Annotated in this window: 18 protein-coding genes and 1 rRNA gene; 6 read left to right on the forward strand and 13 right to left on the reverse strand. The window is 71.7% G+C overall.

The window, feature by feature from the left end; translation table 11 throughout:
• Window positions 1-13: 13 nt before the first annotated feature.
• Genes ACIPEP_RS17980 through ACIPEP_RS17990 form a run of 3 tightly spaced genes read right to left on the reverse strand, consistent with a single transcriptional unit; the run spans window position 14 to window position 2,504 of the window.
• Window positions 14-493, reverse strand: coding sequence for a hypothetical protein (locus tag ACIPEP_RS17980; RefSeq protein ID WP_402718023.1), 480 nt, complete (start codon window positions 491-493; stop codon window positions 14-16).
• Complete coding sequence (locus tag ACIPEP_RS17985; RefSeq protein ID WP_402718024.1) at window positions 490-2,226, reverse strand: alpha/beta hydrolase; 1,737 nt, start codon at window positions 2,224-2,226, stop codon at window positions 490-492. Before ACIPEP_RS17985 ends, ACIPEP_RS17980 begins: the two co-directional genes overlap by 4 nt.
• Window positions 2,223-2,504 (reverse strand): hypothetical protein, encoded by a 282-nt coding sequence (locus tag ACIPEP_RS17990; protein WP_402718025.1) that lies wholly within the window; start codon window positions 2,502-2,504, stop codon window positions 2,223-2,225. Before ACIPEP_RS17990 ends, ACIPEP_RS17985 begins: the two co-directional genes overlap by 4 nt.
• Before the next feature lie 208 nt (window positions 2,505-2,712).
• On the opposite strand from ACIPEP_RS17990, the gene ACIPEP_RS17995 reads away from it, so the two are divergent.
• The 5 genes from ACIPEP_RS17995 (at window position 2,713) to ACIPEP_RS18015 (ending at window position 6,766) form a co-directional block, all read left to right on the forward strand.
• Window positions 2,713-3,552, forward strand: coding sequence for an ABC transporter ATP-binding protein (locus ACIPEP_RS17995; RefSeq protein WP_402718026.1), 840 nt, complete (start codon window positions 2,713-2,715; stop codon window positions 3,550-3,552).
• On the forward strand, window positions 3,549-4,385 hold the full coding sequence (locus ACIPEP_RS18000) for an ABC transporter permease (RefSeq protein WP_402718027.1): 837 nt from the start codon (window positions 3,549-3,551) through the stop codon (window positions 4,383-4,385). The genes ACIPEP_RS17995 and ACIPEP_RS18000 overlap by 4 nt, the downstream gene beginning before the upstream one ends.
• Before the next feature lie 53 nt (window positions 4,386-4,438).
• Window positions 4,439-5,638, forward strand: coding sequence for a sensor histidine kinase (locus ACIPEP_RS18005; protein WP_402718028.1), 1,200 nt, complete (start codon window positions 4,439-4,441; stop codon window positions 5,636-5,638).
• Window positions 5,635-6,261: a response regulator gene (locus tag ACIPEP_RS18010; protein ID WP_402718029.1), complete on the forward strand. Its 627-nt coding sequence runs from the start codon at window positions 5,635-5,637 to the stop codon at window positions 6,259-6,261. Before ACIPEP_RS18005 ends, ACIPEP_RS18010 begins: the two co-directional genes overlap by 4 nt.
• Window positions 6,262-6,616: 355 nt before the next feature.
• Window positions 6,617-6,766, forward strand: a complete 150-nt coding sequence (locus ACIPEP_RS18015; RefSeq protein ID WP_402718030.1) for a hypothetical protein — start codon at window positions 6,617-6,619, stop codon at window positions 6,764-6,766.
• Between the two features lie 213 nt (window positions 6,767-6,979).
• Here ACIPEP_RS18015 and ACIPEP_RS18020 read toward each other — a convergent pair whose 3' ends face one another.
• The 6 genes from ACIPEP_RS18020 to ACIPEP_RS18045 are packed head-to-tail and all read right to left on the reverse strand — an operon-like array spanning window position 6,980 to window position 14,691.
• A complete protein-coding gene (locus tag ACIPEP_RS18020; RefSeq protein WP_402718031.1) occupies window positions 6,980-9,133 on the reverse strand; it encodes a glycoside hydrolase family 36 protein in 2,154 nt (717 codons plus the stop codon).
• Entirely contained in the window at window positions 9,130-10,038 is a 909-nt protein-coding gene (locus tag ACIPEP_RS18025; protein ID WP_402718032.1) for an ABC transporter ATP-binding protein, read from the reverse strand. The genes ACIPEP_RS18020 and ACIPEP_RS18025 overlap by 4 nt, the downstream gene beginning before the upstream one ends.
• Window positions 10,035-10,913 (reverse strand): ABC transporter ATP-binding protein, encoded by an 879-nt coding sequence (locus tag ACIPEP_RS18030; protein ID WP_092387808.1) that lies wholly within the window; start codon window positions 10,911-10,913, stop codon window positions 10,035-10,037. Before ACIPEP_RS18030 ends, ACIPEP_RS18025 begins: the two co-directional genes overlap by 4 nt.
• A complete protein-coding gene (locus ACIPEP_RS18035) occupies window positions 10,910-11,971 on the reverse strand; it encodes an ABC transporter permease (RefSeq protein ID WP_402718033.1) in 1,062 nt (353 codons plus the stop codon). The genes ACIPEP_RS18030 and ACIPEP_RS18035 overlap by 4 nt, the downstream gene beginning before the upstream one ends.
• A 12-nt stretch (window positions 11,972-11,983) precedes the next feature.
• A complete protein-coding gene (locus tag ACIPEP_RS18040) occupies window positions 11,984-12,973 on the reverse strand; it encodes an ABC transporter permease (protein WP_402718034.1) in 990 nt (329 codons plus the stop codon).
• Between the two features lie 29 nt (window positions 12,974-13,002).
• Window positions 13,003-14,691, reverse strand: a complete 1,689-nt coding sequence (locus ACIPEP_RS18045) for an ABC transporter substrate-binding protein (protein WP_071301780.1) — start codon at window positions 14,689-14,691, stop codon at window positions 13,003-13,005.
• Between the two features lie 108 nt (window positions 14,692-14,799).
• On the opposite strand from ACIPEP_RS18045, the gene ACIPEP_RS18050 reads away from it, so the two are divergent.
• The gene (locus ACIPEP_RS18050; RefSeq protein WP_402718035.1) at window positions 14,800-17,442 is read left to right on the forward strand and encodes a glycoside hydrolase family 2 protein; all 2,643 of its coding nucleotides are present in this window, start codon (window positions 14,800-14,802) and stop codon (window positions 17,440-17,442) included.
• 42 nt (window positions 17,443-17,484) lie between these two features.
• Here ACIPEP_RS18050 and ACIPEP_RS18055 read toward each other — a convergent pair whose 3' ends face one another.
• From ACIPEP_RS18055 to rrf, 4 genes are all read right to left on the reverse strand, one after another.
• Window positions 17,485-19,647 (reverse strand): alpha-galactosidase, encoded by a 2,163-nt coding sequence (locus ACIPEP_RS18055; protein WP_402718036.1) that lies wholly within the window; start codon window positions 19,645-19,647, stop codon window positions 17,485-17,487.
• Window positions 19,644-21,659 carry a beta-galactosidase gene (locus ACIPEP_RS18060; protein WP_402718037.1) on the reverse strand — a complete coding sequence of 672 codons (2,016 nt, stop codon included), beginning with the start codon at window positions 21,657-21,659 and terminating at the stop codon, window positions 19,644-19,646. The genes ACIPEP_RS18055 and ACIPEP_RS18060 overlap by 4 nt, the downstream gene beginning before the upstream one ends.
• A gap of 73 nt (window positions 21,660-21,732) precedes the next feature.
• Window positions 21,733-22,896 carry an ROK family protein gene (locus ACIPEP_RS18065; RefSeq protein ID WP_402718038.1) on the reverse strand — a complete coding sequence of 388 codons (1,164 nt, stop codon included), beginning with the start codon at window positions 22,894-22,896 and terminating at the stop codon, window positions 21,733-21,735.
• A gap of 99 nt (window positions 22,897-22,995) precedes the next feature.
• A 5S ribosomal RNA gene (rrf, locus tag ACIPEP_RS18070) occupies window positions 22,996-23,086 on the reverse strand; the annotation flags it as partial.

Raw genomic sequence — 23,086 nt, forward strand, 5'->3', positions numbered from 1 at the left:
TCGACCGCACCGATCAGTCCTCGTAGTCGTCCGGCGAGCCCTCGGCGCACTGGGAGTCGACGTAGAGGCTGATGCCACGCTGACTGAACTGGAACGATCCCCAGGGCTTCCCGTCTGCGCGCGCGGTTGCCGAGTACGCGACGCCGTACTTCCCGAAGTCCTCCTGCGAGGGTCGCACGTCCAACCCCTTTGCCCTCCAGAACTCCTCGAACGAAGTGGCGAGTTCCTTCGGATCGGTCTTCTGGTCGATCGTCACGAGGTACTGGAACCGGACCCCGTCGTCGCCGTCGGAGCACCGCGTGGCTACCGGGTCCGGAACCTCGGGCCATGCGAGCGGCTCGTGGCCCATCGTCTCTCGCAGGAACGCCACGGCGTTCTGCTTCGCCTCATCTGGTTGCATCTTGTCTCCCCCGTTCGAAGCACAGGCCGTCGCCGTCGTGAGCAGGCCGACCACGGCGACGAACCCGAGGAACGACTTCGACAAGCTGTTCACGGCATCGTCGCTTTCGCAGTTCCCAACAGCGTCTTCGTGCCGCTGTCGAGGTACCCGACGTTCCGGGAATCCGGGTCGGCGGCGAGGTCGTGTACGTTCACCGTCCTCGTTCCATCCGTGTGCATCTCCGTCGCGCCGAAACCCTGTGTCGGGTCTGCACGGTGCGGGTCACTGAACGTGCGCCCGAACGCGGCGATACCCCACTTCTCGTTGGCCTGCGCAGCATACATGTGGGCAGCGTGGGTCGCTGCGGCGTCGGGGACGGACGAGGGGATGCCCGCCGATCCGAGCGTGACGAAGGAGTGGATGTTCAAGGCGCTGTCGCTCGCGAGCGCGAGCGCGGCAGTCGTCGAACCGTACGAGTGGGCCACGACGTTCAGCTGGACGTCCGGCCTGGTGGCGCGGACACCAGCCAGGTCTGCGCTGAGCGTCGCAGCACCAGCTCGGGCAGAGTCCTCATGGAGAACGGCCGTGTCACCGGTTGCGAGGAAGTTCGGGGGTGACTCGTAACCGAGCCACGTCACGAACGCGCTGGCATCGCCGCTCATCTGCTGTTGCGACTGCTGCACGGTCGATCCGGTCCGCATGTACTGCGTGGTGTCGGCCAGCGAGCTCCCCATACCGGGGACGAGGAAGGTGACGCTGCTCGCGCTGTCCAGATCGCCGACCGAGAACGCGCCCAACGGCGGCTGGCCGTCGCGGAAGGCCACCATCTGTCGCGGCAGGGGATACCGGAGGTTCAGGTCGGTCCTCGCGCCGGCCACGAAGTTGTTCAGCTTGTTGTACCGCAGCAGTGCCGCGTTCAATGCGTGCCCCGCCGCGACCTGCCCATGGCCACCGATCGCCCGTGTGTAGCGTCTCCTCGCAACCCGCAGGTCGTCCTGTGCCTGCGCGTAGGCACGCTGCGCGCTCAACCGGTTCGCCTGGTCCCGCGCCCAGTAGGGCACCCCGTCGAGGTTCCCGATCACCGCCGGCAACGCCGTGATGAGCGCGTCCTGCGCCGCCGAGTGCTCGCCGGCGGACCCCCGACCACCGAGTCCGTCCCACCACGCCTGCACGGTCTCGGGCGGCATCCCGGCGAGCCGGTCACCGACCGACCGGTCCTGCGCCGCCAGGACCTCGGGCGGCATCCCGGCGACGGCAGCGAGGAAGTCGGCGTCGCTCATCCTGCCGAGCGTCCCCGAGTACGAAGGCGCCACGCCGAGGACGTCGGTGGCGGACAGCCCGGCCGACGCAGCACGGTCCGCCGTGGCCCGTCGTCGGACGAGTGCATCCCACTCGGCATCGAGACGGGATGCGGTCGCTGCGAGGTCGTCCGCGTCGGACTGCAGCCGGCGAGCCTGTCGCGCGTCGGCATCGGTAGCGTCCTTCGCCGAGACGGCCAGCTTCGCCGCGGAGAGGGACAGGGCGGTGATGGCCGAGTCCATGGCGGTGGTCAACTGGGACGCACGGATGCGCTCGGCCTCGTCCTGGATCCGCTGCACTTCGTCGGCGTAGGTACCGAGCACGTCGATGGCGGCGTCGAGTCGACCGATGATGCGCTGTGCTGCGGGTGCGATCGTGCCGACGGTGGCGGAGAACCGGTCCTTCGACGCGCCCTCCCAGTCGGCTGCGTCATCGGCGGCACGAGCAACCGTTGTGGCTCCGGTGCGGAGGTCGTCCTGGCGGTCGGCGAGTGCGCGGGAGAGCTTCGTGACGGCGGCCGGGTCGCCGGCGAGCGGGTCGGCCGTCATCCCGCACCCCCGGCCTTGCCCGCGAGGTCGTCGTCGGCGTCCTGCACGAGCAACTTCGTGTCGTGCGCGTACTGCCCGAGCGTGCGACTGGTGTCGCCCAGCCACGCGGCCGATCGCTGCTGCGCGGCACGGAACGTCGCGAACGCTGCGGCCACGTCATCGGCGCCGAATGCTCCGCCGTCGGAAGGCATCGGAGCCTTGCGGAACGTCTCCGTCGCCGAGTCCAGGGCGTTGTACACACCGTCGAGCGTGCTGTACGAGACCCGCAGGTCGGCCATCGTCTCCCCCTTCCGACGTCGCACCCACCGCGACGCCCCCACCGGCAACATATCACGCGCGTTGCGGGACGCAACCAGCCTGTGGACGACCGGTGCACGGCCAGGCCGCACCGCGCCTCCAGTCCGTCGGGCCATCCTCCGATCGGAGGATGCGACGACCACCGCACCGGCCGATCCCCTCATCGCATCCAGCGGCCAGGCTGGACCCATGCCCGACACCCCCGCCATCGAGGTCCACCACCTGACGAAGCAGTACGCCACCGGCAAACGCGCCGTGGACGACGTCTCCTTCGACATCCCCCGCGGCGAGACATTCGCGCTCCTCGGCCCGAACGGCGCCGGCAAGACCACCACGGTCGAGATCCTCGAGGGCTACCGCACCCGCACCGACGGTGACGTCCGGGTGCTCGGCCACGACCCCGCCCGCACGAGCCGCAGCCACAACGCGCGCCTCGGCATCGTCCTGCAGACCAGCGCCGAGTCCCCCAACGTCACCGTCGCGGAACAGCTCCGGCACTTCACGACCTTGTACCCGCGGCACCGCAGCGTCGAGGAACTCCTCGAGAAGACCGGGCTCGAGCCGCAGCGCAACACCCGCATCAGCAGACTGAGCGGCGGCCAGCGTCGCCGCGTCGACGTCGCCCTCGGCATCATCGGCCGCCCCGAGGTCCTCTTCCTCGACGAGCCCACGACCGGCTTCGACCCGGAGGCCCGGCGCCGCTTCTGGGACCTCATCGACGAGGTCAAGCGCGAGGGCACGACGATCCTCCTCACCACGCACTACCTCGACGAGGCCGCACACCTCGCCGACCGGGCAGCGGTGATCGCCGACGGCCGGCTGCTCGACATCGCCCCGATCGACGAGATCGGCGGCGCCGAGGCCCGCACCCCACGCGTCAGGTGGCGTGACGACGTCGGCGAACCCCACGAACGGCGGACGAACGAACCGACCGCCCTGATCCGGAGCACCCCGGAACCCATGCACGACCTCGAAGTCATCCGCCCGTCCCTCGAGGACGTCTACCTCGGAATGGTCGGCCACCGATGAGCACCACGACGACGAACACGACCACCGCGAACACCGCCACGATCGGCGCGCACCGCATCGGCTACGAACTCCGCTCGTACTTCCGAGCCCCCGACGCCGTCTTCTTCACCTTCCTCTTCCCCATCGTGATGCTGGCGCTGTTCTCGGTCGCGTTCAGCAGCGCGCCGGACATCCAGGCGGGCCCGAACGTCAGCGTGGACTACGCCACGTACTACCTCCCCGGGCTGGTCGCGACGGGCATCCTGTTGTCCGGCACGCAGTCCCTCGGCGTCGACATCGCGGGCGAACGCAGCGACGGCACGCTGAAGCGTCTGGGCGGCACGCCGTTGCCGGTGGTGAGCTACTTCATCGGCAAGATCGGCATGGTCCTCGTCACGACGGTCGTGCAGACCGCTCTGCTGCTGGCGATCGCGAGCCTCGTCTTCGGCGTGGACCTGCCCACCGACGGCGGCGCGTGGGCGCACTTCGCGGGCATCATGCTCCTCGGGGTCGCGACGAGCTGCGTCCTCGGCATCGCGATCTCGGCGCTCCCCCGCGAGGGCCGCCGCGCCACCGCCACGATCGTCCCCATCGTCCTGGTCCTCCAGTTCATCTCCGGCGTCTACCTCCCCTTCACGCAGCTCCCCGACTGGCTGCAGAACGTCGCGTCCGTCTTCCCCCTGCGGTGGATGGCGTCCGGCATGCGGTCGGTCTTCCTGCCCGACGCGTTCGCGTCCGCCGAGCCAGGAGGCGCGTGGCACCTCGGCCTCGGAGCCCTCGTCCTGACAGCGTGGCTGGTCCTGGGCACGGTGGCCTGCCTGCTGACGTTCCGGTGGAATCGCAAGGACGCGTGATCCGGCCTGTGGAAAACCGCTCGGCGGCATCCGGGCGATGGGATGCTGAGGCCATGGACCGCATCACGGCGCACCGCAACTGGGGCTTGCACGTGGCGTTCGGCGTCACGATCGCCCTCGTCACGGTGATCACCGTGCTCGGGTGGTCCCCGTGGGCGGACCGCTGGCCGGCGTTCGCGATGCTCGGCGTCCTCGCCGTGGCCTACGCGGCGTACGGCTGGCGCGGTTACGAGGTCCCCCGCGCTGCCGTCGGCTTCGTCCCGCTGCTGGTGCTCGCGGCGCTCGTACTCCCCGCGGTCGTCCCGAGCACCGCGCTCGTGCAGTGCATCCTCTTCCCCGTCGCGTGGTGCCAGATCGACCGGACACGGACGGCGGTGGTGGTCTCGGTCGCGATCGGCGTCGCCGCGGGGATCGGGCTCCAGATCGCGAGCGGGCCGGACAACCTCGTCAGCACGGTCCTCATCGAGGGCGTCAGCATCGCGGGTGCCTGCGCGCTCGGACTCTGGATCACCCGGATCGCCGAGCTCTCCGACGAACGACGCCGCCTGCTCGACGAACTCCGCGCGACCGAGGACTCCCTCGCCGAGGCGCACCGCAGCGCCGGCGTGACGAGCGAACGCGAACGCCTCGCCCGCGAGATCCACGACACCGTCGCACAGAACCTCGCCGGCATCGTCATGCTCACCGAGCGCGCCCGCGGGGACCTCGCGGCCGAACGCGTCGACCGACTCGACGAGCGACTCACCATCCTCGAGGAGTCAGCCCGCGCAGCGCTCGAAGAGTCCCGCACCCTCGTCGCGGCGGGTGCAGCCGGGGTGGCGGGCGACGGGCTCGGCGCCGCCCTGCACCGCCTCGGTGAGCGGTTCACGCGCGAGACCGGCATACCGGTCACGGTCGAGGCAGCGGACTGCGCGCTGGACCGCGACGCGCAGGTGGTGCTGCTCCGCGCCGCCCAGGAGGCACTGGCCAACGTCCGCGCGCACGCCCACGCCGCCACGGCGCGGGTCCCACTGCACGTGGAAGCCGATCAGGTCGGCCTCCGGGTCTCGGACGACGGCGTCGGCTTCGACGCGTCCCTCCCGACCGCCGGCCACGGGTTGCGGGGCCTGCGCGAGCGGCTCGCCCTCGCCGGCGGCACCTGCGCGATCACGAGCGAGGCCGGACGTGGCACCGTCGTCGAGGTGACGCTGCCCACCGGGGCCGAGCCGCGCCTCCCGGCAGTCGACGCACCACTGACGGAGGTGCACCGGTGATCCGCGTCGTCGTGGCGGACGACCACCCCATCGTCCGCGCCGGCATCGTCGCGCTGCTCCAGGACGCCGACGACGTCGAGGTGGTCGGGCATGCGAGCGACGGCGAGGCGGCGGTCGCGATCACGCTCGCCGAACGACCCGACGTCGTCCTGATGGACCTCCGGATGCCCGGCCTCGACGGCGACGACGCGACCGCGCGGATCCTCGCCCGCGAGCCGGGCGTCCGCGTGCTCATCCTCACGACCTACGAGTCGGACGACCAGATCCTCGCCGCGATCGAGGCCGGTGCCGCGGGGTACCTGCTCAAGGCGGCGCCGGAGTCGGAGATCCTCGCGGGCCTCCGCGCGACGGCATGCGGTGGGACGGCACTCGCGCCCTCGGCCGCAGCTGCCCTGGTCCGCCGGACGACCGGCAAGCCCACGACCGGGCCGACACTGTCACCGCGCGAGCTCGAGGTCCTGCAGCTCGTCGCGCAGGGCAACTCGAACCCGGCGATCGGCCGCACGCTCTTCCTCAGCGAGACCACCGTCAAGACGCACCTCGGGCACGTGTTCGAGAAGCTCGGCGTGAACGACCGGACGCGCGCCGTGACCCGCGCGATGGAGCTCGGCCTGCTGCGCTGACCCTGCCCCGACGGTCCCGCGGTCGCCCAGGAGCTCGCCGCCCTCCGACGACGGGGACGAACCGTCATCGACGGCGTCCACCAGGAGTCACCGCGGGAGCACTGGCAGTTCCGGCTCGACATCGACGAGGCCCGGCAGACGTGGACGCTCGACCGATCGGAGCAGCCCACCGTCTCCTACCGCGACGGCGTCCTGCACGACGACGACGGCCGGTTCGGGGACTCGTTCGAGCTCAACACGGTCGCCGGCACGGTCGTGCGGATGGCCGTTCCCGAACTGATGCTCCGCTGGGGTCGGGCACTCCGTCCTGGTCACGTCCGAGCACCGTGGGGACCCGGCGGTCCGCACGACCCTGGTGGTCGACGAGCGCGACAGCGTCGTCCGCCGGTCCCTGGAGTACGGAGCGGCAACGATCGTCACCGGTGTGCGGGCCGCCGAGCCCGACGAGGTCCTGCCGCCGGCGGCCTTCGAGCCCCTCACGGACTGGATTCGCCCGGACTCCTGAGCGCGTGACCGTTCCGGTTCGCGATCCCCGGGGATCCCGAACCAGAACGGTCAGAGGCGACCACACGATCCCGTCCGCACCACACCGAACCGCACCGCACCGCGCCGCGCCGCGCGCCCACCTCCGCCCCACCGGACGGGAGGGCGCGGCGCCTGCCCGCACCGCGCCCCCGTCCCGGAACGTGCACCGTCTGCCATCCGGCGCCCGCCCCGGTCAGCGCCCCGCGCCGGCCCCGCCCGACCGGACGCCCGGGTCTCGCCGGACGCGGAACACCCGGGCCGTCGGGGTGGCCCCGCCGTGGTCGACGTGCAGCACCCCCGCGTCGGCGTCCCACGAGACCTCCCAGGCCCCGATCGCCGTCGGGAAGAGCGGCGACACCTCCACCGGCAGCCCCACGAGCGCCGGCAGCGGCAACGACACCGACGACGACGCCCCCGGCAACGCCCACACCGACAGGTACAGGTCCCCGTCCGGCACGTCGAGGCCGAGCGCGATCCAGGTGTCCTCCCACCCGGGCAGCCCGAGCGGCCACACCGGCAGCGCCGACGAGACGTCCGCGAGCACGGTCCGGTGCGCCTCGATCGCCGCGGCCACGACCCCCAGCTGCGCGGTCGACATCTCGTTGAGGTACCCCGACAGGTACATCCGCCCGAGCACCCCGTTCACGAGCGACAGGTCGAAGAGATCGGGCGACATCGACGTCGCCGGGTACGCCCAGTTCCCCGCCTGCTCGGGGAGCATCGCCGCGGGCGCTGCGGCGGCGATCGTGGCGGACAGCACCGGGTCCTGCTGGTCCGACGTGGACTGCATGTGCAACCGGGACAGCATCGCGAAGTCGGCGCGCATCGCTCCCGAGGCGCAGTTCTCGATGAGGAGCGACGGGTAGCGGGCCTGCACGTCGTCGAGCCAGTCCAGCAGCGCCCTCTGGTGCTCGAGCTGCCCCGCGAACGGCCCCGTCATCGTGTTGTCGTCCATCTTGAAGAACGTCACGCCGAGCGTCCCGACGAGCCGGTCGACGACCGCGTCGAGGTGCGCCCGGGCATCCGGCGAGCGCAGGTCGAGCAGGTGCCGGCCGTGCTCCGCGACCCGCACCCCGCGGTGGTGCACGAAGGCGGACGACGGCAACGACGACGCCAACGGCGAGTGGATCCCGATGACCTCGGGTTCGAGCCAGAGCCCGGCCTGCATGCCGCGCGAACGGATGTGGTCGAGGACGGACCCGAGCCCGGTCGGGAACCGCGACGCCGCGGGCTCCCACGCGCCGACGGTGTCCCACCAGTGCCCCTCGGCGTACCAGCCGGCGTCGATGCAGAACAGGTCGGCACCGGCGTCGGCGGCCGCGTCGATGAGCGGCAGGAGCTTCTCGGTCGTCGGGTCGCCCATGAGCGTGTTCATGTAGTCGTTGAAGACCAGCGGCAGGGCGCGATCGGCGTCGCGCACGTGCCGGAACGCCCGACGCTGCCGGGTGAGCACCGCGAACGCGTCGCCGACCGAGCCGGCGATCCCGACCGACACCGGCGCGGACACGAACGGCTGTCCCGGAGCGACGACGGCGCTCCACTGGTGCTCCTGGTCGGTCGGTCCGCTCAGCAGCACGTACGCGTGCCGTCGGGTCTCCCCCAGCTCGTACAGCCACGGCCCGTTGTGCTCGACCTGCCACACGAGCGCGAAGTCGGCAGCGTGCAGCACACCGATCGGCAGCGCCTCCCCGGTGGACCACGAGCCGCGGTTCTGCACGACGGCGCGGCTGCGGGGCGGGTGGTGCTGCGCCTCGCGATCGATGCGGGCGAGCCCGATCGACCGCAGCGGATCGGTGCGCCACCGGCTCTCGGCTGCCCAGTCGTTCTCGGCGTGCGTCAACGACAGCTCGTCGACCGTCGCACCGGAGTCGGTCAGGAACGCCCCGGTCGCGACGGACGAGACGAAGTCGACGACGTGCTCGCCCTCCGGCGCCGACACCTCGGTCCACGTCCGGAACGCTCCGACGCCGTCGCGCGCGCGGAACACGGACGCGACCTGGAGGCGCGTGGCCGCGTCCTCCTGCACGATCCGGAACCACAGGTCGGTCCCGTCCACCGCCCCGGTCGTGTCCGCGGGCCCTGATCCGGTCCCGCCCGCGGACACGGGGGCGTCGTCGTGCGACACGTACCGGAGCCGTGCGCCGATGGTGGAGTCGACGTGCCGGAACCCGCCGGGGAACCTGCCGTGGCCGACGGTGGTCAGCTCGACGAGCGGCTGCGGGTCGTCGGGGCCGTCGGCGAGCGCCCCGCCGGTCGGCACGAACGACACCAGGGCGACCGGTCGGTCCGACGCGATCCGGAACCGTGCCGAGAACCCGGGCGTGACCCAGTCGACGAACGCACTCACGGCGTCGCGGCCCGGACCGCCCCGACCGGTGCCGGCGAACTCGTCACCCAGTCCCCCAGGGTGTGGTCGTAGCAGGTGGTGTTGTCGATCGTGGAGCGGTCGAGTGCCGGTCCCGAGGTCACCCGGCGGTCGGTGCGCTCCGGGTCGGGGGCGGCCTCGGCGAGCAGCCGGGTGTAGTCGTGCTGCGGGTCGAGGATGACCGCGTCCGAGGGTCCCCGTTCGACGACCCGGCCGCGGTACAGCACCAGGATCTCGTCCGAGAAGTGCCGCGCAGTGGCGAGGTCGTGCGTGATGTACAGCACGGCGAGGTGGTCTTCGCGCTGCAGCCGCCCCATGAGGTTGAGCACGCTGAGCCGGATCGACACGTCGAGCATCGACACGGGCTCGTCGGCGATGAGCACCTGCGCCCCGGGTGCGAGGGCCCGGGCGATCGCGACGCGCTGTCGCTGCCCGCCGGAGAGCTCGTGCGGGCGGCGGGACGCGAAGTCCTCGTCGAGGTTCACGCGGCCGAGCAGTTCCCGGACGCGTTCGGCGGTCTCCTCGGCGCCGCGCGCACGGTGGTGGAGCTGCAGCGGGCGGGCGATGTGGTGCTCGATCGAGTGGAACGGGTTGAGCGACGCGAAGGGGTCCTGGAACACCATCTGCACGTGCCGCCGGTACATGCTGCCGACGACGGGGGTGCCGTCCTCGAGCCGGACGTCGATCGAGCCGCGCGTGGTGCTCTCCAGCTTCGCGAGCATCCGGGCGATCGTCGACTTGCCCGAACCGGACTCCCCGACGAGGGCGACGGTGCGTCCGGGCAGGAGCTCGAACGACACGTCGTCGACGGCGCGGAGGGTGGTCCGGCGCAGGCCCTTCCGGGTGTGGAAGTCCTTGCCGAGGTGGCTGACGGTCACACTGGTCATCGGACGACCTCCTGGGTGTCGAGGTCCGAGCCGTCGATGCTCGCCCCGGTGCGGATGAAGTCGCCGCGGGCGCCGGACAGGCTCGGGAAGGACTGCAGCAGCCGCCGGGTGTAGGGGTGCTGCGGGTCGTGCTGGATGGTGTCGGCGGTGGCGCACTCGACGACCTCGCCGCGGAGCATGATCGCGATCCGGTCGCTGATCTCGAGCAGCAGCGGCAGGTCGTGCGTGATGAAGACGACCGCGAAGCCGAGCTCGTCGCGCAGGCGGACGATCTCGCGGAGGATCTCCCGCTGCACGACGACGTCGAGCGCGGTGGTCGGCTCGTCCATGATCATGACCTGCGGCTCGAGCAGCATCGCCATCGCGATCATCACGCGCTGCCGCATGCCGCCGGAGAGTTCGTGCGGGTACGCCGTGATGCGGGACGGGTCGACCCCGACCCGGCGGAGTGCGTCCTCCGCGATCGCCCGACGCTCCTTGCGGGGCATGCCGCGGCGGTGCTCGACGAGCGCGTCGTCGAGCTGTGCCCGGATCGTGGTGACCGGGTTGAGCGCGTTCATCGCCCCCTGGAACACCATCGACAGCTTCGACCAGCGGACGGCACGGAGCTGCTCGTCGCCGAGGCCGAGCAGGTCGACGTCGCTGCCGTCCCGGTCGTGGAAGGTGATGCTGCCCGACGTCACCTTCGCCGGTGGCTTGTGCAGCCGCGTGATGGCGTAGGCGAGCGTCGTCTTGCCGCAGCCGGACTCCCCGGCCAGCCCGAGGATCTCCCCGGGCGCGAGCGTCAGCGAGACGTCCTTGACGGCGTGCACGGGGTGCTCGGTCTCGTAGACGACGTCGAGGTGGTCGATGGTGAGGACGGCGTCCCGGGTCATCGGGCGACCCCCTTCCGGTCGGTGGTGGTCTCGGTGAGGCGAGCCGCGCCTCCTGGGCCGGGACGGCGGGCCGCACGACGGGCGCGACGTTCACGTCGTCGCTGCGCCCGCACGTTCGCGAGCCGCGGGTTGATGACCTCGTCGATCGAGAAGTTGACGAGGGAGAGGCCCATGCCGAGCAGTGCGATGAGGAGCCCCGGCGGGACGAACCACCACCAGGCGCCCTGGGCGAGTGCGAAGCCGTTCTGCGCGTAGAAGAGCATCGTGCCGAGCGTCGACGAGTTCGAGGCGCCGAGGCCGAGGAAGGACAGCCCGGCCTCGCCGAGGATCGCGGCGATGACGGCGAACACGAACTGCGACGCGAGCACCGGCAGCAGGTTCGGCAGGATCTCCACCGCGATGACCCGCCACGGTCGTTCCCCGGCGACCCGCGCGGCGGACACGTAGTCGCGGTTCCGGATCGACATCGTCTGCGCGCGGAGGACCCGGGCGGACCCGGCCCACGACGTGATCGCGAGGACGATGGCGATGGTCCAGAGGCCTCGGGCCTCCTGCGGGACGAGGCCGGAGATGACGATGACGAGCGGCAGGCCCGGGATCACGAGGAACACGTTCGAGAAGAGCGAGAACGCCTCGTCCATGATCCCGCCGAGGTACGCGCCGAGGATGCCGAAGAACGCCGACAGCACCGTGGCGAGGACACCGACGATGAGGCCGATCTGCAGGCTGCCCCGGGTGGCGAACGCGAGCTGGGCGAGCACGTCCTGCCCGGTCTGCGTCGTCCCGAGCAGGTTGTCGGCGCTCGGCGGCTGCATGCCCGAGTCGCGGATGGCGCTCGGGTCGCCGACGAGCAGCGGGCCGAGCAGCCCGAACAGGGCGACGCCGACGATGAGCACGATGCCCGTGACGAGCCACGGCGTCAGCGTGGGGAGGAACCGGCGGACGCCGCCCTTCGGCCGGCCACGACGAGCGGTCGCGATGCTCCGGGTGGAATCGGCCTCGACCTCCTCGGTGAGGGCGCCGATGGTGGGTTCGGTCTCCTGTTGGATGTTGGTCATGGTCGTGTCCTCCTAGCTCCGGGCCCGGGTGCGCGGGTCGATGAGCCCGTAGAGCAGGTCGACGACGAGGTTCGCGCCGAGGACCGCCAGGGTGATGAACAGGAAGATGCCCTGCATGAGCGCGTAGTCGTTGTTCGTCACCGCGGACAGGAGCTTCGACCCGATGCCGGGGTACGAGAACACCTGCTCGGTGACGACGGACCCGGACACGATGAACCCGAGGGAGATCGCGAACCCGGCGACCGACGGCAGCACGGCGTTGCGGGCGGCGTAGTTGCGGAGGACCTTGCCGTGCGGCAGGCCCTTCGCGAGCGCCGTGGTGATGTAGTCCTCGGACAGCGTGGACACCATCATGTTGCGCATCCCGAGCAACCAGCCGCCGAGCGAGGCGAGCACGATCGTCGCGGCGGGCAGCACGCCGTACTTGATCGCCGACATGAGGAACTCGCCGTTGAACCCCGGTGTGAGGACGACGTCGTAGCCGCCCTGGGCCGGGAACAGGTGCAGTCCGGTCGCGAAGAAGTACACGAGGATCAGCGCGAGCCAGAAGTACGGCACCGCGGCGAGCAGGGTGGTGGCCGGCACGAACGAGTCGAGCCAGGTGCCCGGTCGCCACCCGACGAAAGCGCCGAGGGCGACCCCGATGACGGCGGCGAGCACGGTGGCGATGCCGACGAGGGCGATCGTCCACGGGAGGGAGCTCCCGATGACCTCGGTCACCGGTGCCGGGAAGTAGCTCACCGACACCCCGAGGTCACCGCGGAACACGTTGCCCAGGTACTGGCCGTACTGGGCGAGGATCGGTTCCGAGGAGTTGCCACCGAGGAGCAGCTCGTACGCCTGCCGGGTCGCCGGGGTCACCTGCCCGCCGCGCTGCTGGAGCTTGGCGAGCAGGATGTCCACGGGGTTCCCGGGCAGGAGCCTGGGGATGATGAAGTTCAGCGTCAACGCCGCCCAGAGGGCCACGATGTAGAAGCCGATCTTGCGCAGGAAGTAGTGCATACGAGCGCTCCTCGGTCGCAGTCCTCGCCTCAGCCCTTGGCGGGCTTGAGGGCCTTGAAGATCTCGGCGTTGTCCGGGCTCGCCCAGACCGCCGGGAACGCGTACAGGTCGTCCTTCGTCGGCCAGCCGGTGAACTTCGCGGCGTGGAACTCGCTCGTCGTGCCGCCGGTCATGATCGGGATGTACGGCATGTCCTCGACGACGTGCTGCTGGATGACGTCGAGTTCGGGCTGGGTCGCCGCGGTGTCCTCCGGGTTGATCGTCGCGAGCTTCTGCAGCGCGGCGTCGACCTCGGGGTTGCTGTAGCGCGCGATGTTCATCGGGGCCGCCTCGCCGACCTTCGCGGTGTTCGCGGTCGAGTAGTAGTTGTTGTAGAGGTAGTACGGGTTCGCGGTCGGGCCCTGGCCGAGCGAGTCGATCGCGAGCTGGTAGTTGCCCTTGGTCTTCTTGTCGGTCCACTCGTTCCACGACGACTGCTGTGCCTTGAGCTCGATGCCGGCGGCCTTGAGCTGCTGCGTCATCGTGTCGATCGCGGTGATGTAGTCGGTCCAGCCGGTGACGACCTCGACCGTCAGGGACAGCTTCTTGCCGTCCTTCGCGTAGATGCCGTCGGCACCCTTGGCGTACCCGGCGTCCTCGAGCGTCGAGGCTGCCGCGTCGGTGTCGGCACCGGACGGCATCACGGCCGGCGAGACGTCCTTCGAGATCATGTCCTTCTGCGTCGTCGTCAGGGCGAACGTCGGCGAGATCTCGCTGGCGGTGTTCGAGAACGCGAGGGAGTTGAGCTGCTTGCGGTTGATCGCGTCGGCGATGGCGTGCCGCACGGCAGGGTCGGTCTGCGGGCCCGAGCAGCCGAGCGCCGTCGACGAGCAGGTCAGCAGGGCCATCTGGTTCTGGCCGACGGTGATGCCGTCGTAGCCCTGGTAGTGGCCGGGGATGTCGTCCATGTTCGGGACGGGGCCGGTCTGCCAGTCGATCGAGCCCTGCGACAGGGCGTCGGCACCCGCGGTGTTGCCGGAGAGCGACAGGTAGCGGATCGTCTTCACGGCCGGGGCACCGCCCCAGTAGTCCTTGTTCGCCTCGAGAGTGAAGGCCTGCGCCTTGAACGTGCCGAGCGTGTACGGGCCCGTCCCGACGGGCTTGCGCACGACGTCCGTGGTCGGGTCGATGTCCTTCCAGAGGTGCTCCGGCACGATCCAGGTCTTGCCGAGCAGGTTCGGGCCGAGCACGAAGGACGGCTTCGCGAAGGACACGACGACCTTGTCGTCCCCCTCGGCCTTCGCGGTGCCGTCGTACCCGATGGAGTTGAGCGCCTTGTACTTCTTGAGCATGTCGAGGGTGAACACGACGTCCTTCGCCGTGAAGGGCTTCCCGTCGCTCCACTTCGCGTCGTCGCGGAGCGTGATGCTCAGCTGGGTGCCGTCGGCGTTCCATTCGTAGCTCTTGCCGAGCAGCGGCTTCGGGTCCTTCGTGTTCACGTTCGTGATGAAGAACAGGCCCTCGTAGATCGTCCCGACGCCACCGATGTTCGACGGCGACCAGGGGTTGTAGTTGATCTGGTAGTCGCCGGACTGTCCGGTGTACGCGATCAGGGTCGACGCGGAGTCGGACGACGCCGCGGTCCCGCTCGAGCTGCAGCCGGTGAGGGCGAGTCCCGCGGTGGTGAGGATGGCCGCGGCCGCGATGGCGAGCCGCCGGGAACGGTTTGGTGTTGACATCGTTGTCCTCTCGGTCTGCTCCGTCGCAGGCCTGGTCGTTGTGACCGCGATTGTTACACGGCTAAACTAACCCGGTCAAGAGCTTGCACGACGACGTGAGGAGGCGCGATGGAGCGCACGACACTGGACGGCCACTGGACCCTCGAGGCGGTGGCCGGTCCACCGGAGGCCGATGCCCACCGCGACCCGGTGCAGGCGGTGGTGCCCGGCTGCGTGCACACCGACCTGCTCCGCGCCGGCAGGATCCCCGATCCCTTCGACGGTGACGGCGAGGCCGCGACGCAGTGGATCGGCGACACGGTCTGGCGGTACCGGCGGACGTTCGACTGGGCCGGCGGCACCGGGGAGCGCCGCCACGACCTCGTCGCCGACGGACTCGACACGCTCGCGACGATCGAGCTCAACGGCATCGTCGTCGGCACCACCGCGAACCAGCACCGCTCGTACCGATTCCCCGTCGGACACCTGCTCCGACCGGGCGCGAACGAGCTCGTCGTCACGTTCGACGCGCCCGTGCCCGCGGCCGTCCGGCTCTCCGAGCTGCACGGCGGCGAGCTCCCGCACGTCAACCACCACCCCTACAACGCGCTCCGGAAGAACGCGTCGAACTTCGGCTGGGACTGGGGCGTCGACGTCGCGACGAGCGGCATCTGGAAGTCGATCGGCATCGAGTCCTGGAGCGGCGTCCGCATCGCGGCCGTCCGCCCCCTCGTCGACGTCGACGGCACCACCGGCGTGCTCACGGCGCACGTCGACGTCGAGTTCGTCGGCTCCTCCGGCGCCTTCTCGCAGGCCATCGGCAGCGCGCCCGTCGCGTCCGCAGGTGGTGACACGGGTGCCGGACTGGAGGCCCGGATCACCCTGGCCCCGCACCACGCGTCCGCAGCGCACCCCGGTTCCGACACCGCGCCTCCCGTCCGCCCCACCGACCCCGCCGGCCGGGTCGTCGGCGCGCGCCCCGTCGCGACCGGCCCGGACCGCACGACCGGCTCCGCCGTCGTGCGGCTCGAGGTCCCCGAGGTCGCCGTCTGGTGGCCGCGCGGCCACGGTGGCCAGCCCCTGTACGACGTCCGGGTCGAGGTCGGCGACGACGTCTGGACCGGCCGGGTGGGGTTCCGGACCGTCACCCTCGACACGGCTGCCGACGCCGGTGGCGCGCCGTTCCTCCTGCGCGTCAACGACCGGCCCGTCATCGTGCGCGGGGCGAACTGGATCCCGGACCACGCGTACCTCACCGAGATGACGGCCGAGCGCTACGCCGAGCGGATCGACGACGCGGTCGAGGCGAACGTCAACCTGCTCCGGATCTGGGGCGGCGGGATCTACGAGTCCGACGACCTGTACGACCGGTGCGACGAGCTCGGGATCCTCGTCTGGCAGGACTTCTTGTTCGCCTGCGCCGCCTACGCCGAGGAACCCTGGCTGGCCGACGAGGTCGAGCCCGAGGTCCGCGAGGCCGTCACCCGCCTCAGTCCCCACCCCTCGCTCGTGGTGTGGAACGGCAACAACGAGAACCTCGTGGCGTACGCCGAGTGGGGGTGGCGGCCGTCGCTCGTCGGTCGCACCTGGGGCAACGGGTACTACCGTTCCCTGCTGCCCGCGATCGTCGCGGAGCTCGACCCGACCCGGCCGTACACCCCCGGGAGCCCGTTCTCGTTCGACGAGTACCTGACGCCGAACGACGAGCGGAACGGCAGCGTGCACATCTGGGACGTCTGGAACCGGCTCGACTACCGCTCCTACGCCGACTGGCAGCCGCGGTTCGTCGCCGAGTTCGGGTTCCAGGGGCCGCCCGCGTGGTCGACCCTCACCGCGGTGGTGCACGACGAGCCGCTCGACCCGGACGGCCACGAGATGCTCGTGCACCAGAAGGCGCACGAGGGCAACCGGAAGCTCGCCGACGGCATGCGCGGGCACCTCCCGGCGCCGACGACCATCGAGGACTGGCACTGGGCCGCGCAGCTCAACCAGGCGCACGCGATCCGCTTCGGCATGGAGTGGTTCCGGTCCCGCACGCCGGACAACACCGGCATGGTCGTCTGGCAGCTCAACGACGACTGGCCCGTGGTGTCCTGGGCACTCGTCGACCACGCCGGGCACCGGAAGCCGGTCTGGTACGCGGTCCGACAGGCCTACCGGCCCGTCCTCTCGACCGTGCAGCCGACGCCCGTGCCGGAACCGCACCCGTGGGCTCCGGCCGCCGAGGTCGCCGCTGCCGCAGCCGCCCGGGACGCCGCGGGGCTGGACGTCGTCGTCGTGAACGCCGGCGGTGCGCCCGTCACCGACGAGGTCGTCGTCGAGCGCCGCGCGTTCGACGGCACGGTGCTCGCGACGACCACGGCGACCGTCTCGGTCGACCCGGCGGACGCGGTCCGGATCACGCTCCCCGCCGAGGTCGGCAGGCCGGACGACCCCGCGGTCGAGGTGCTCGTGGTCACCGGGTCGGCGTCGGGCCGCAGCGTGCACGACTTCGCCGACGTCGTCGGCCAGCGGCTGGCGCGCCGGCCGTTCACCGTCGAGGCCGTCGCGACCACCGACGGTGCACGGGTCGAGGTCACGGCGACGGCGTACGTGCGGGACCTCGCGCTGTTCCCGGACCGGGTGGTCGCCACGGCCCGGGTCGACGAGGGGCTGGTGTCGCTGCTGCCCGGCGAGTCGGCGGTGTTCGAGGTCACGCGCGCGGCGGGCATCGACGTGGAGGCGTTGGCCGGGCCCCTGGTGCTCCGGCACGCGGGCGACCTCCTGCCCTGAGGCGTGGACGGGCCGGGCGCGGGCCCGGCCCGTCCGCCCCGGTCAGCCGGTCGCCTGCACCTCGAGCACGAGCGCGGTCCCCGGGGCCAGCGCGGGCAGCCGCACCCCCACGTCCTCGAGCACCGCGCCGGACAGCTCGACGCTCCCCCGCTCGATCCACGGCGTCCGGGTCACGTCGACCCCCTTCGGCACCCGCAGCCCGGTCACCGGCGCGACCCGGTACCGGCGCTCCCGGTCGAGTCCGCGCAGGCGCAGCGGCACGGCCAGGGACCGCGGACCCGTCACGGTCCGGGCGATCCGTACGAGGGCGCGCGACCGATCGCGCGCGACGACCGCCGTCGTCGCGAGCCCGGGGTCCCCGAGCTCGACGTGGTGCAGCCGCCCGGAGTGCAGCAGTCCCCGCTCCCGCTTGTAGAGCGCGGTCCACTCCCGCAGCCGGTCGAGCTCCGCGGGGCTGCACCGGGTGACGTCGGTCTCGATGCCGGCGCTGCCGAAGAGCGACACCGCCATCCGGAAGTCGAGGTCGAGGTGCCGCCCGGTGGTGTGCGACACCTCCGGGCCGACGTGCGACCCGATGAGCTCGAGCGGCAGCAGGAGCTCGGTCCACCGCTGGATCGGCAGCCGTTCCATCGCGTCGTTCGAGTCCGAGGCCCACACCCGGTCGGTGCGTTCGAGGACGCCCAGGTCGACCCGGGCGCCGCCGGACGCGCACGCCTCGATCTCGAGCCAGGGGTGTCGGCGACGGAGCTCGTCCATCACCGCGTAGGCGCCACGGGTGTGCGCGTCGAGGCCGACCCGGCCGGCGTGCACGGTCTGCACGACGTCGCGGTTCTGGTCCCACTTCACGAAGTCGACGTGGTGCGCGCCGATCACCGCCGACATCCGGTCGAGCACGTGCTCGCGGACGTCCGCGCGGGCGAGGTCGAGCACGTACTGGTGCCGCCACGTCCGGGTGCGCCCGGGGTCCTGCAGGAGCCAGTCCGGGTGGTCGACCGCGAGCTCGGACACCGGGCTCACCATCTCCGGCTCGAACCACAGCCCGAAGTCCATGCCGAGCGCTCGGACACCGGCGACGAGCGGGCCGAGGCCCTGCGGCCAGACGTCGGCGTCGACCGTCCAGTCGCCGAGGGCCGTGGTGTCGGAGCGGCGTCCGGTGAACCAGCCGTCGTCGAGGACGAACCGTTCGACACCGACGTCCGCAGCGACCCGCGCGAGTGCGAGCAGCGGCTCCAGCTCCTGCCGGTAGTAGACGGCCTCCCAGGTGTTCAGCACGACGGGACGCGGGGTCCGTGGGTGCCCGGGGCGCGCGCGGAGGGAGTCGTGGAGGCGGGCGGCGACCCCGTCGAGCCCGGCGTCGGTCCAGACGAAGACGGTGTCGGGCGTGGTGAACGTCTCGCCCGGACGGAGCACGACCTCGCCCGCGCGCAGGAGCTCCCCCGCGCCGAGCACGGGACGGGCCTCGGCGAGCTGGTCGTACCGGTGCACGGAGTCCGCGCTCCACGCCGGGTGCACCGCCCACAGCTCGCCGGTGCTGTCGTCGAAACCAGGGGTCCCGAGCACCGTGAGGGTCGGGGCGTCGTGCCCGGTCCGCCCCCGACGGCTCTCGCGCACGTGCACCCCGTCGGTCATCGCCCGCCGCTGCGGGGTCCGCTCGCGGGTCCACCGTCCGGCGAGGTCGAGCACCTCGGCGGCACGCTCCCCCACCGGCAGCACCGCTTCGAGCGCCTGCACCTCGACGTCGGCCGTGCCGCTGTTCGTCAGCGCGTGCCGCACCCGCAGGACCCCGGCGTCGTCGAGGGCGAACTCGCTGTGCAGCGCCACCTCGTCCGACGCGGCGTCGACCACGAGCAGCTGTCCCTCGACGTGCACCACGACGTCGCGCCACACCGGTACCAGCGGACGACCGCCGACCTGTCCGGCGATCCCGGGCCGACCCTCCCACCCGTCCTGCTCGGTGGGCAGGATCGTCACCGGCCACGGGGCGTCGAACGCGCTCGGTGAGACCGCCCGCGCGACGGCGAGCACGAGGTCGTCCGCGTCCTCCGGCACGACCTCGCCGACGTCCCGCCCCCAGTGCAGCACCTCGGGCAGGCCGTCGACACGGGTCGCGACGACGACACCCACCCCGGCTGCGCGCAGCGCGCGGACGCGCGTCACCGCCGCGGGCACGGCTGCCCGCGCCTCCTCGCCGTCCACGACGGTCATGCCGTCGCCTCCTCGAGGAGCACACGGACGCCGCCGGCGGGCACGACGGTCTCCGGGCCGTGCCCGGAGCCGTCGAGCAGGTCGGTCCCGGCAGCCGACAGGACGACGTCGTCGGTGCGGTGGTTCAGGAGGAACAGGATCCCGGTGCCGTCCTGCCGGACGCGACGCACTGCCTCCAGGCCTGGAGGCGCGGTGACGGTCCGCGCGATCGCTCGCTCCTCGACGATCCGGTCCACGATCCGTTGCACCCCGTCCGCGTCGAGCATCGCCGAGACGTACCAGGCGCCGCCGCCGGCGGCGCGGCGTGTGACCGCGGGGCGGCCCGCGAGCGGCCCGTCGACGTGCCGGAGGACGACGTCGGCGTCCTCGACGACCACGTCCTCCGCCCAGTCGGTGACGACCGTGCCGTCGTCGAGCAGGACGCGCTCGTCGCGCTGCAGCGGGGTGAACTCCTCCGACCACACGCCGAGCACGTCGCGGAACGCACCCGGGTAGCCACCGGTGCGGACCCGCGCGGTCTCGTCCACGATCCCCGAGGCGTAGGTCACCAGGAGCGTCGCGCCGTGCTCCACGACGGCGCTGATCCGCGCCGCGGCCGCGTCGTCGACGACGAAGAGGGTCGGAAGCACCACGACGTCGTACCCGGACAGGTCGGCGTCGAGCGGGACGACGTCGGTCAGGACCTGGCGGCGCCAGAACGCGGTGTGCCAGGCACGGAGCTCGTGCCCGTACCGGAGTCCCCGGTGCGGCTTCAGCCCGGACTGGAGCGCCCAGCCGGACGCCTCGTCCACGACGATCGCGACGCGGGCACGCTCGACCGGGGCGCCCTGGACCGGCCCGAGGGCGCGGAGTGCGCGGCCGAGGGCGCAGACCTCGCGCCAGACGCGGCTCCGGGTGCCGGCGTGCGGGACCATCGCGGAGTGGAACTGCTCGGCGCCGGCGGTCGACGCGCGCCACTGGAAGAAGAGCGCGCCGTCCGACCCGCGTGCCACGTGGGCGAGCGAGTTGCGGAGGATCTCGCCGGGTTCCTTCGCCCGGTTCCGCTGCTGCCAGCTCGGGCCCCCGGTCGAGTGCTCCATGAGCAGCCACGGACCGCCGTCGCGGGTCATCCCGCGCATGCGGTCGGCAGCGGCGGCGAGGTCCTCGGCACGGTCGGGGTCGTCGACCAGCGTGTAGTGGTCGTTCGCCGGGATCGCGACGTGGCGGGCCCACTCGGCGTAGTCGACGACCTGGGAACCGGCGCCCACCATGAAGTTCGTCGTGACGGGTGCGGCGGAGTGCTGCTCGATGACGGCCTTCTCGGCCTCGAAGTGGGCGAGGAGCGCGTCCGACGAGTAGCGCTCGAAGTCGAGGGCGAGCCCCGGGTTCGGGGCCCCACCGACGCCGCGCGGCGGGGAGACCTCGTCGAACGACGTGTAGGTGTGCCCCCAGAAGGCGGTGCCCCACGCGGCGTTCGCTGCGTCGACGTCGTCGTACCGCGCGCGGAGCCAGCGCCGGAAGTCGGCTGCCGAGACATCGCAGTAGCAGCGGCCGTTCCCGCCGCCGAGCTCGTTGCTCACGTGCCAGAGCCGGACCGCGGGGTGCTCCCCGTACCGTTCGGCCAGGGCGCCGACGATCCGGAGCGCGTGCTCGCGGAACACCGGCGAGGCCGGGCACCAGCCGAGTCGGCCACCGGGACGCTCGCGGCGTTCGGTCGCGTCGACGGGCAGGATCTCGGGGTGCGCCGTGAGCAGCCAGTTCGGCGGGGCGGCGGTCGGTGTCGCGAGGTCCACCGCGATGCCGTTGTCGTGCAGCAGGTCGAGTACGGCGTCGAGCCAGTCCCAGGTGTACTCCCCCGGTGACCGTTCGAGGAGCCCCCATGAGAAGACCCCGACCGTGACGAGGTTCACACCGGCCTCGCGCATGAGTCGGACGTCCTCGTCCCACACCGAGCGCGGCCACTGCTCGGGGCTGTAGTCACCACCGAACGACAGGTCCTCGGTGGGCCAGGGCACGGAACGAGCAGGGGTCACGACATCTCCTTCGACGGGTGGACCGGACCAGCATCCCGCCCGTCGAAGGCGTTTGTCAACTCGGGTAACTAAGTCAGAAGCGGAGCAGTCGGCGGACCGCGAGGACCGCGGCCGCACGCGCCCACTCGGAGAACTCGAACGGCTGCACGACGATGGTCACGGCGGGCTCGTACGGGCGGAGGCCCTGCCAGAACGCCGCGTCCACCTCGGCGCGGGCGAGGTCGTACACGGGCAGGCCGTCGCCGGTCAGCACGATGGTCTCCGGGTCCACCAGCGTCACCACCGTCGACAGGAGGACACCCAGGGCCGTGCCGGCGTCGCGGAGGGCCTGGAGCGCCTGCTCGTCCCCCGCGCGGGCCAGGTCGACCACCGCGTCGTACCCAGCGTCCTCGTGGCCGGCGTTCCGCGCCACGATGGAGCTCGGCAGGTAGCTCGACACGCAGCCCGCGTGCCCGACCCCGCAGTCCGGACCGCCGCCGTACACGGGCAGGTGCCCGACGCGACCGAACCGACCGTGGGCGCCCTCGGACACCTCGCCGTTCGTGACGAGCCCGAACCCGACGCCCGCCCCGACCGTGACGAGTGCCATCGAGGTGACGCCCGCGCCGGCGCCGATCCAGTGCTCCTTGGCCGTGAGCGCGTCGACGTCGTTCACCGTGAAGGTCACGAGCCCCGTCCGGCGCTCGAGCATGTCCGACAGTGGGACGTCGCGCCAGCCGAGGAACTGCGACACCTCGACCAGGGTCACGCCGTCACGGGTGACCACGTCGCCGGGCACCGAGACGCCGAGCGAGCAGATCGCCGGCGACGCCACCCGGAGCCGGTCGACGACCTCGCCGACCTGGGCCACGAGCGCGTCGGGCGATGCGTCGCGCAGCACTTCCTCGTGCAGGGCGAGCACCCGTCCCGCGAGGTCCGTGACCGCCGCGTACAGGCGGTCCTGCGTGAGCTTCACGCCCACGAACTCCCACACGCCCTCGCTCGTCCGGAGGAGCTCCGACGGCCGACCGGTAGCACCACGCACCCCCGTGCCGACCTCGATCACGAACCCGTGCTCCTGGAGCGTCCGCACGGCCCGCGTGAGACTCGCCCGCGACAGGCCGAGCGACCGAGCGATCTCGGCACGGGAGAGCACACCGTGCACGAGGATCTCGCGCAGGGCGGACCTCGTCGCATCGGTCAACACCGGCCACACCGGACCCGGGTCGATCGCTGCTCGATCGAGCTGCTCGGTCATCGGTCCCCTTCGTTCGTCGGCCGATCATAACGCGCCGGGAAACGCAGAAAACCCCTGACCACGTGGTGGTCAGGGGTTCCCTGGTATTCGTAACGTTGAGTCCGGCGGCGTCCTACTCTCCCACAAGGTCCCCCTTGCAGTACCATCGGCGCTGAGAGGCTTAGCTTCCGGGTTCGGAATGTGACCGGGC

It is taken from the genome of Curtobacterium sp. NPDC087082, from assembly GCF_044745045.1.
In the GTDB taxonomy this organism is placed as follows: Bacteria; Actinomycetota; Actinomycetes; order Actinomycetales; family Microbacteriaceae; genus Curtobacterium.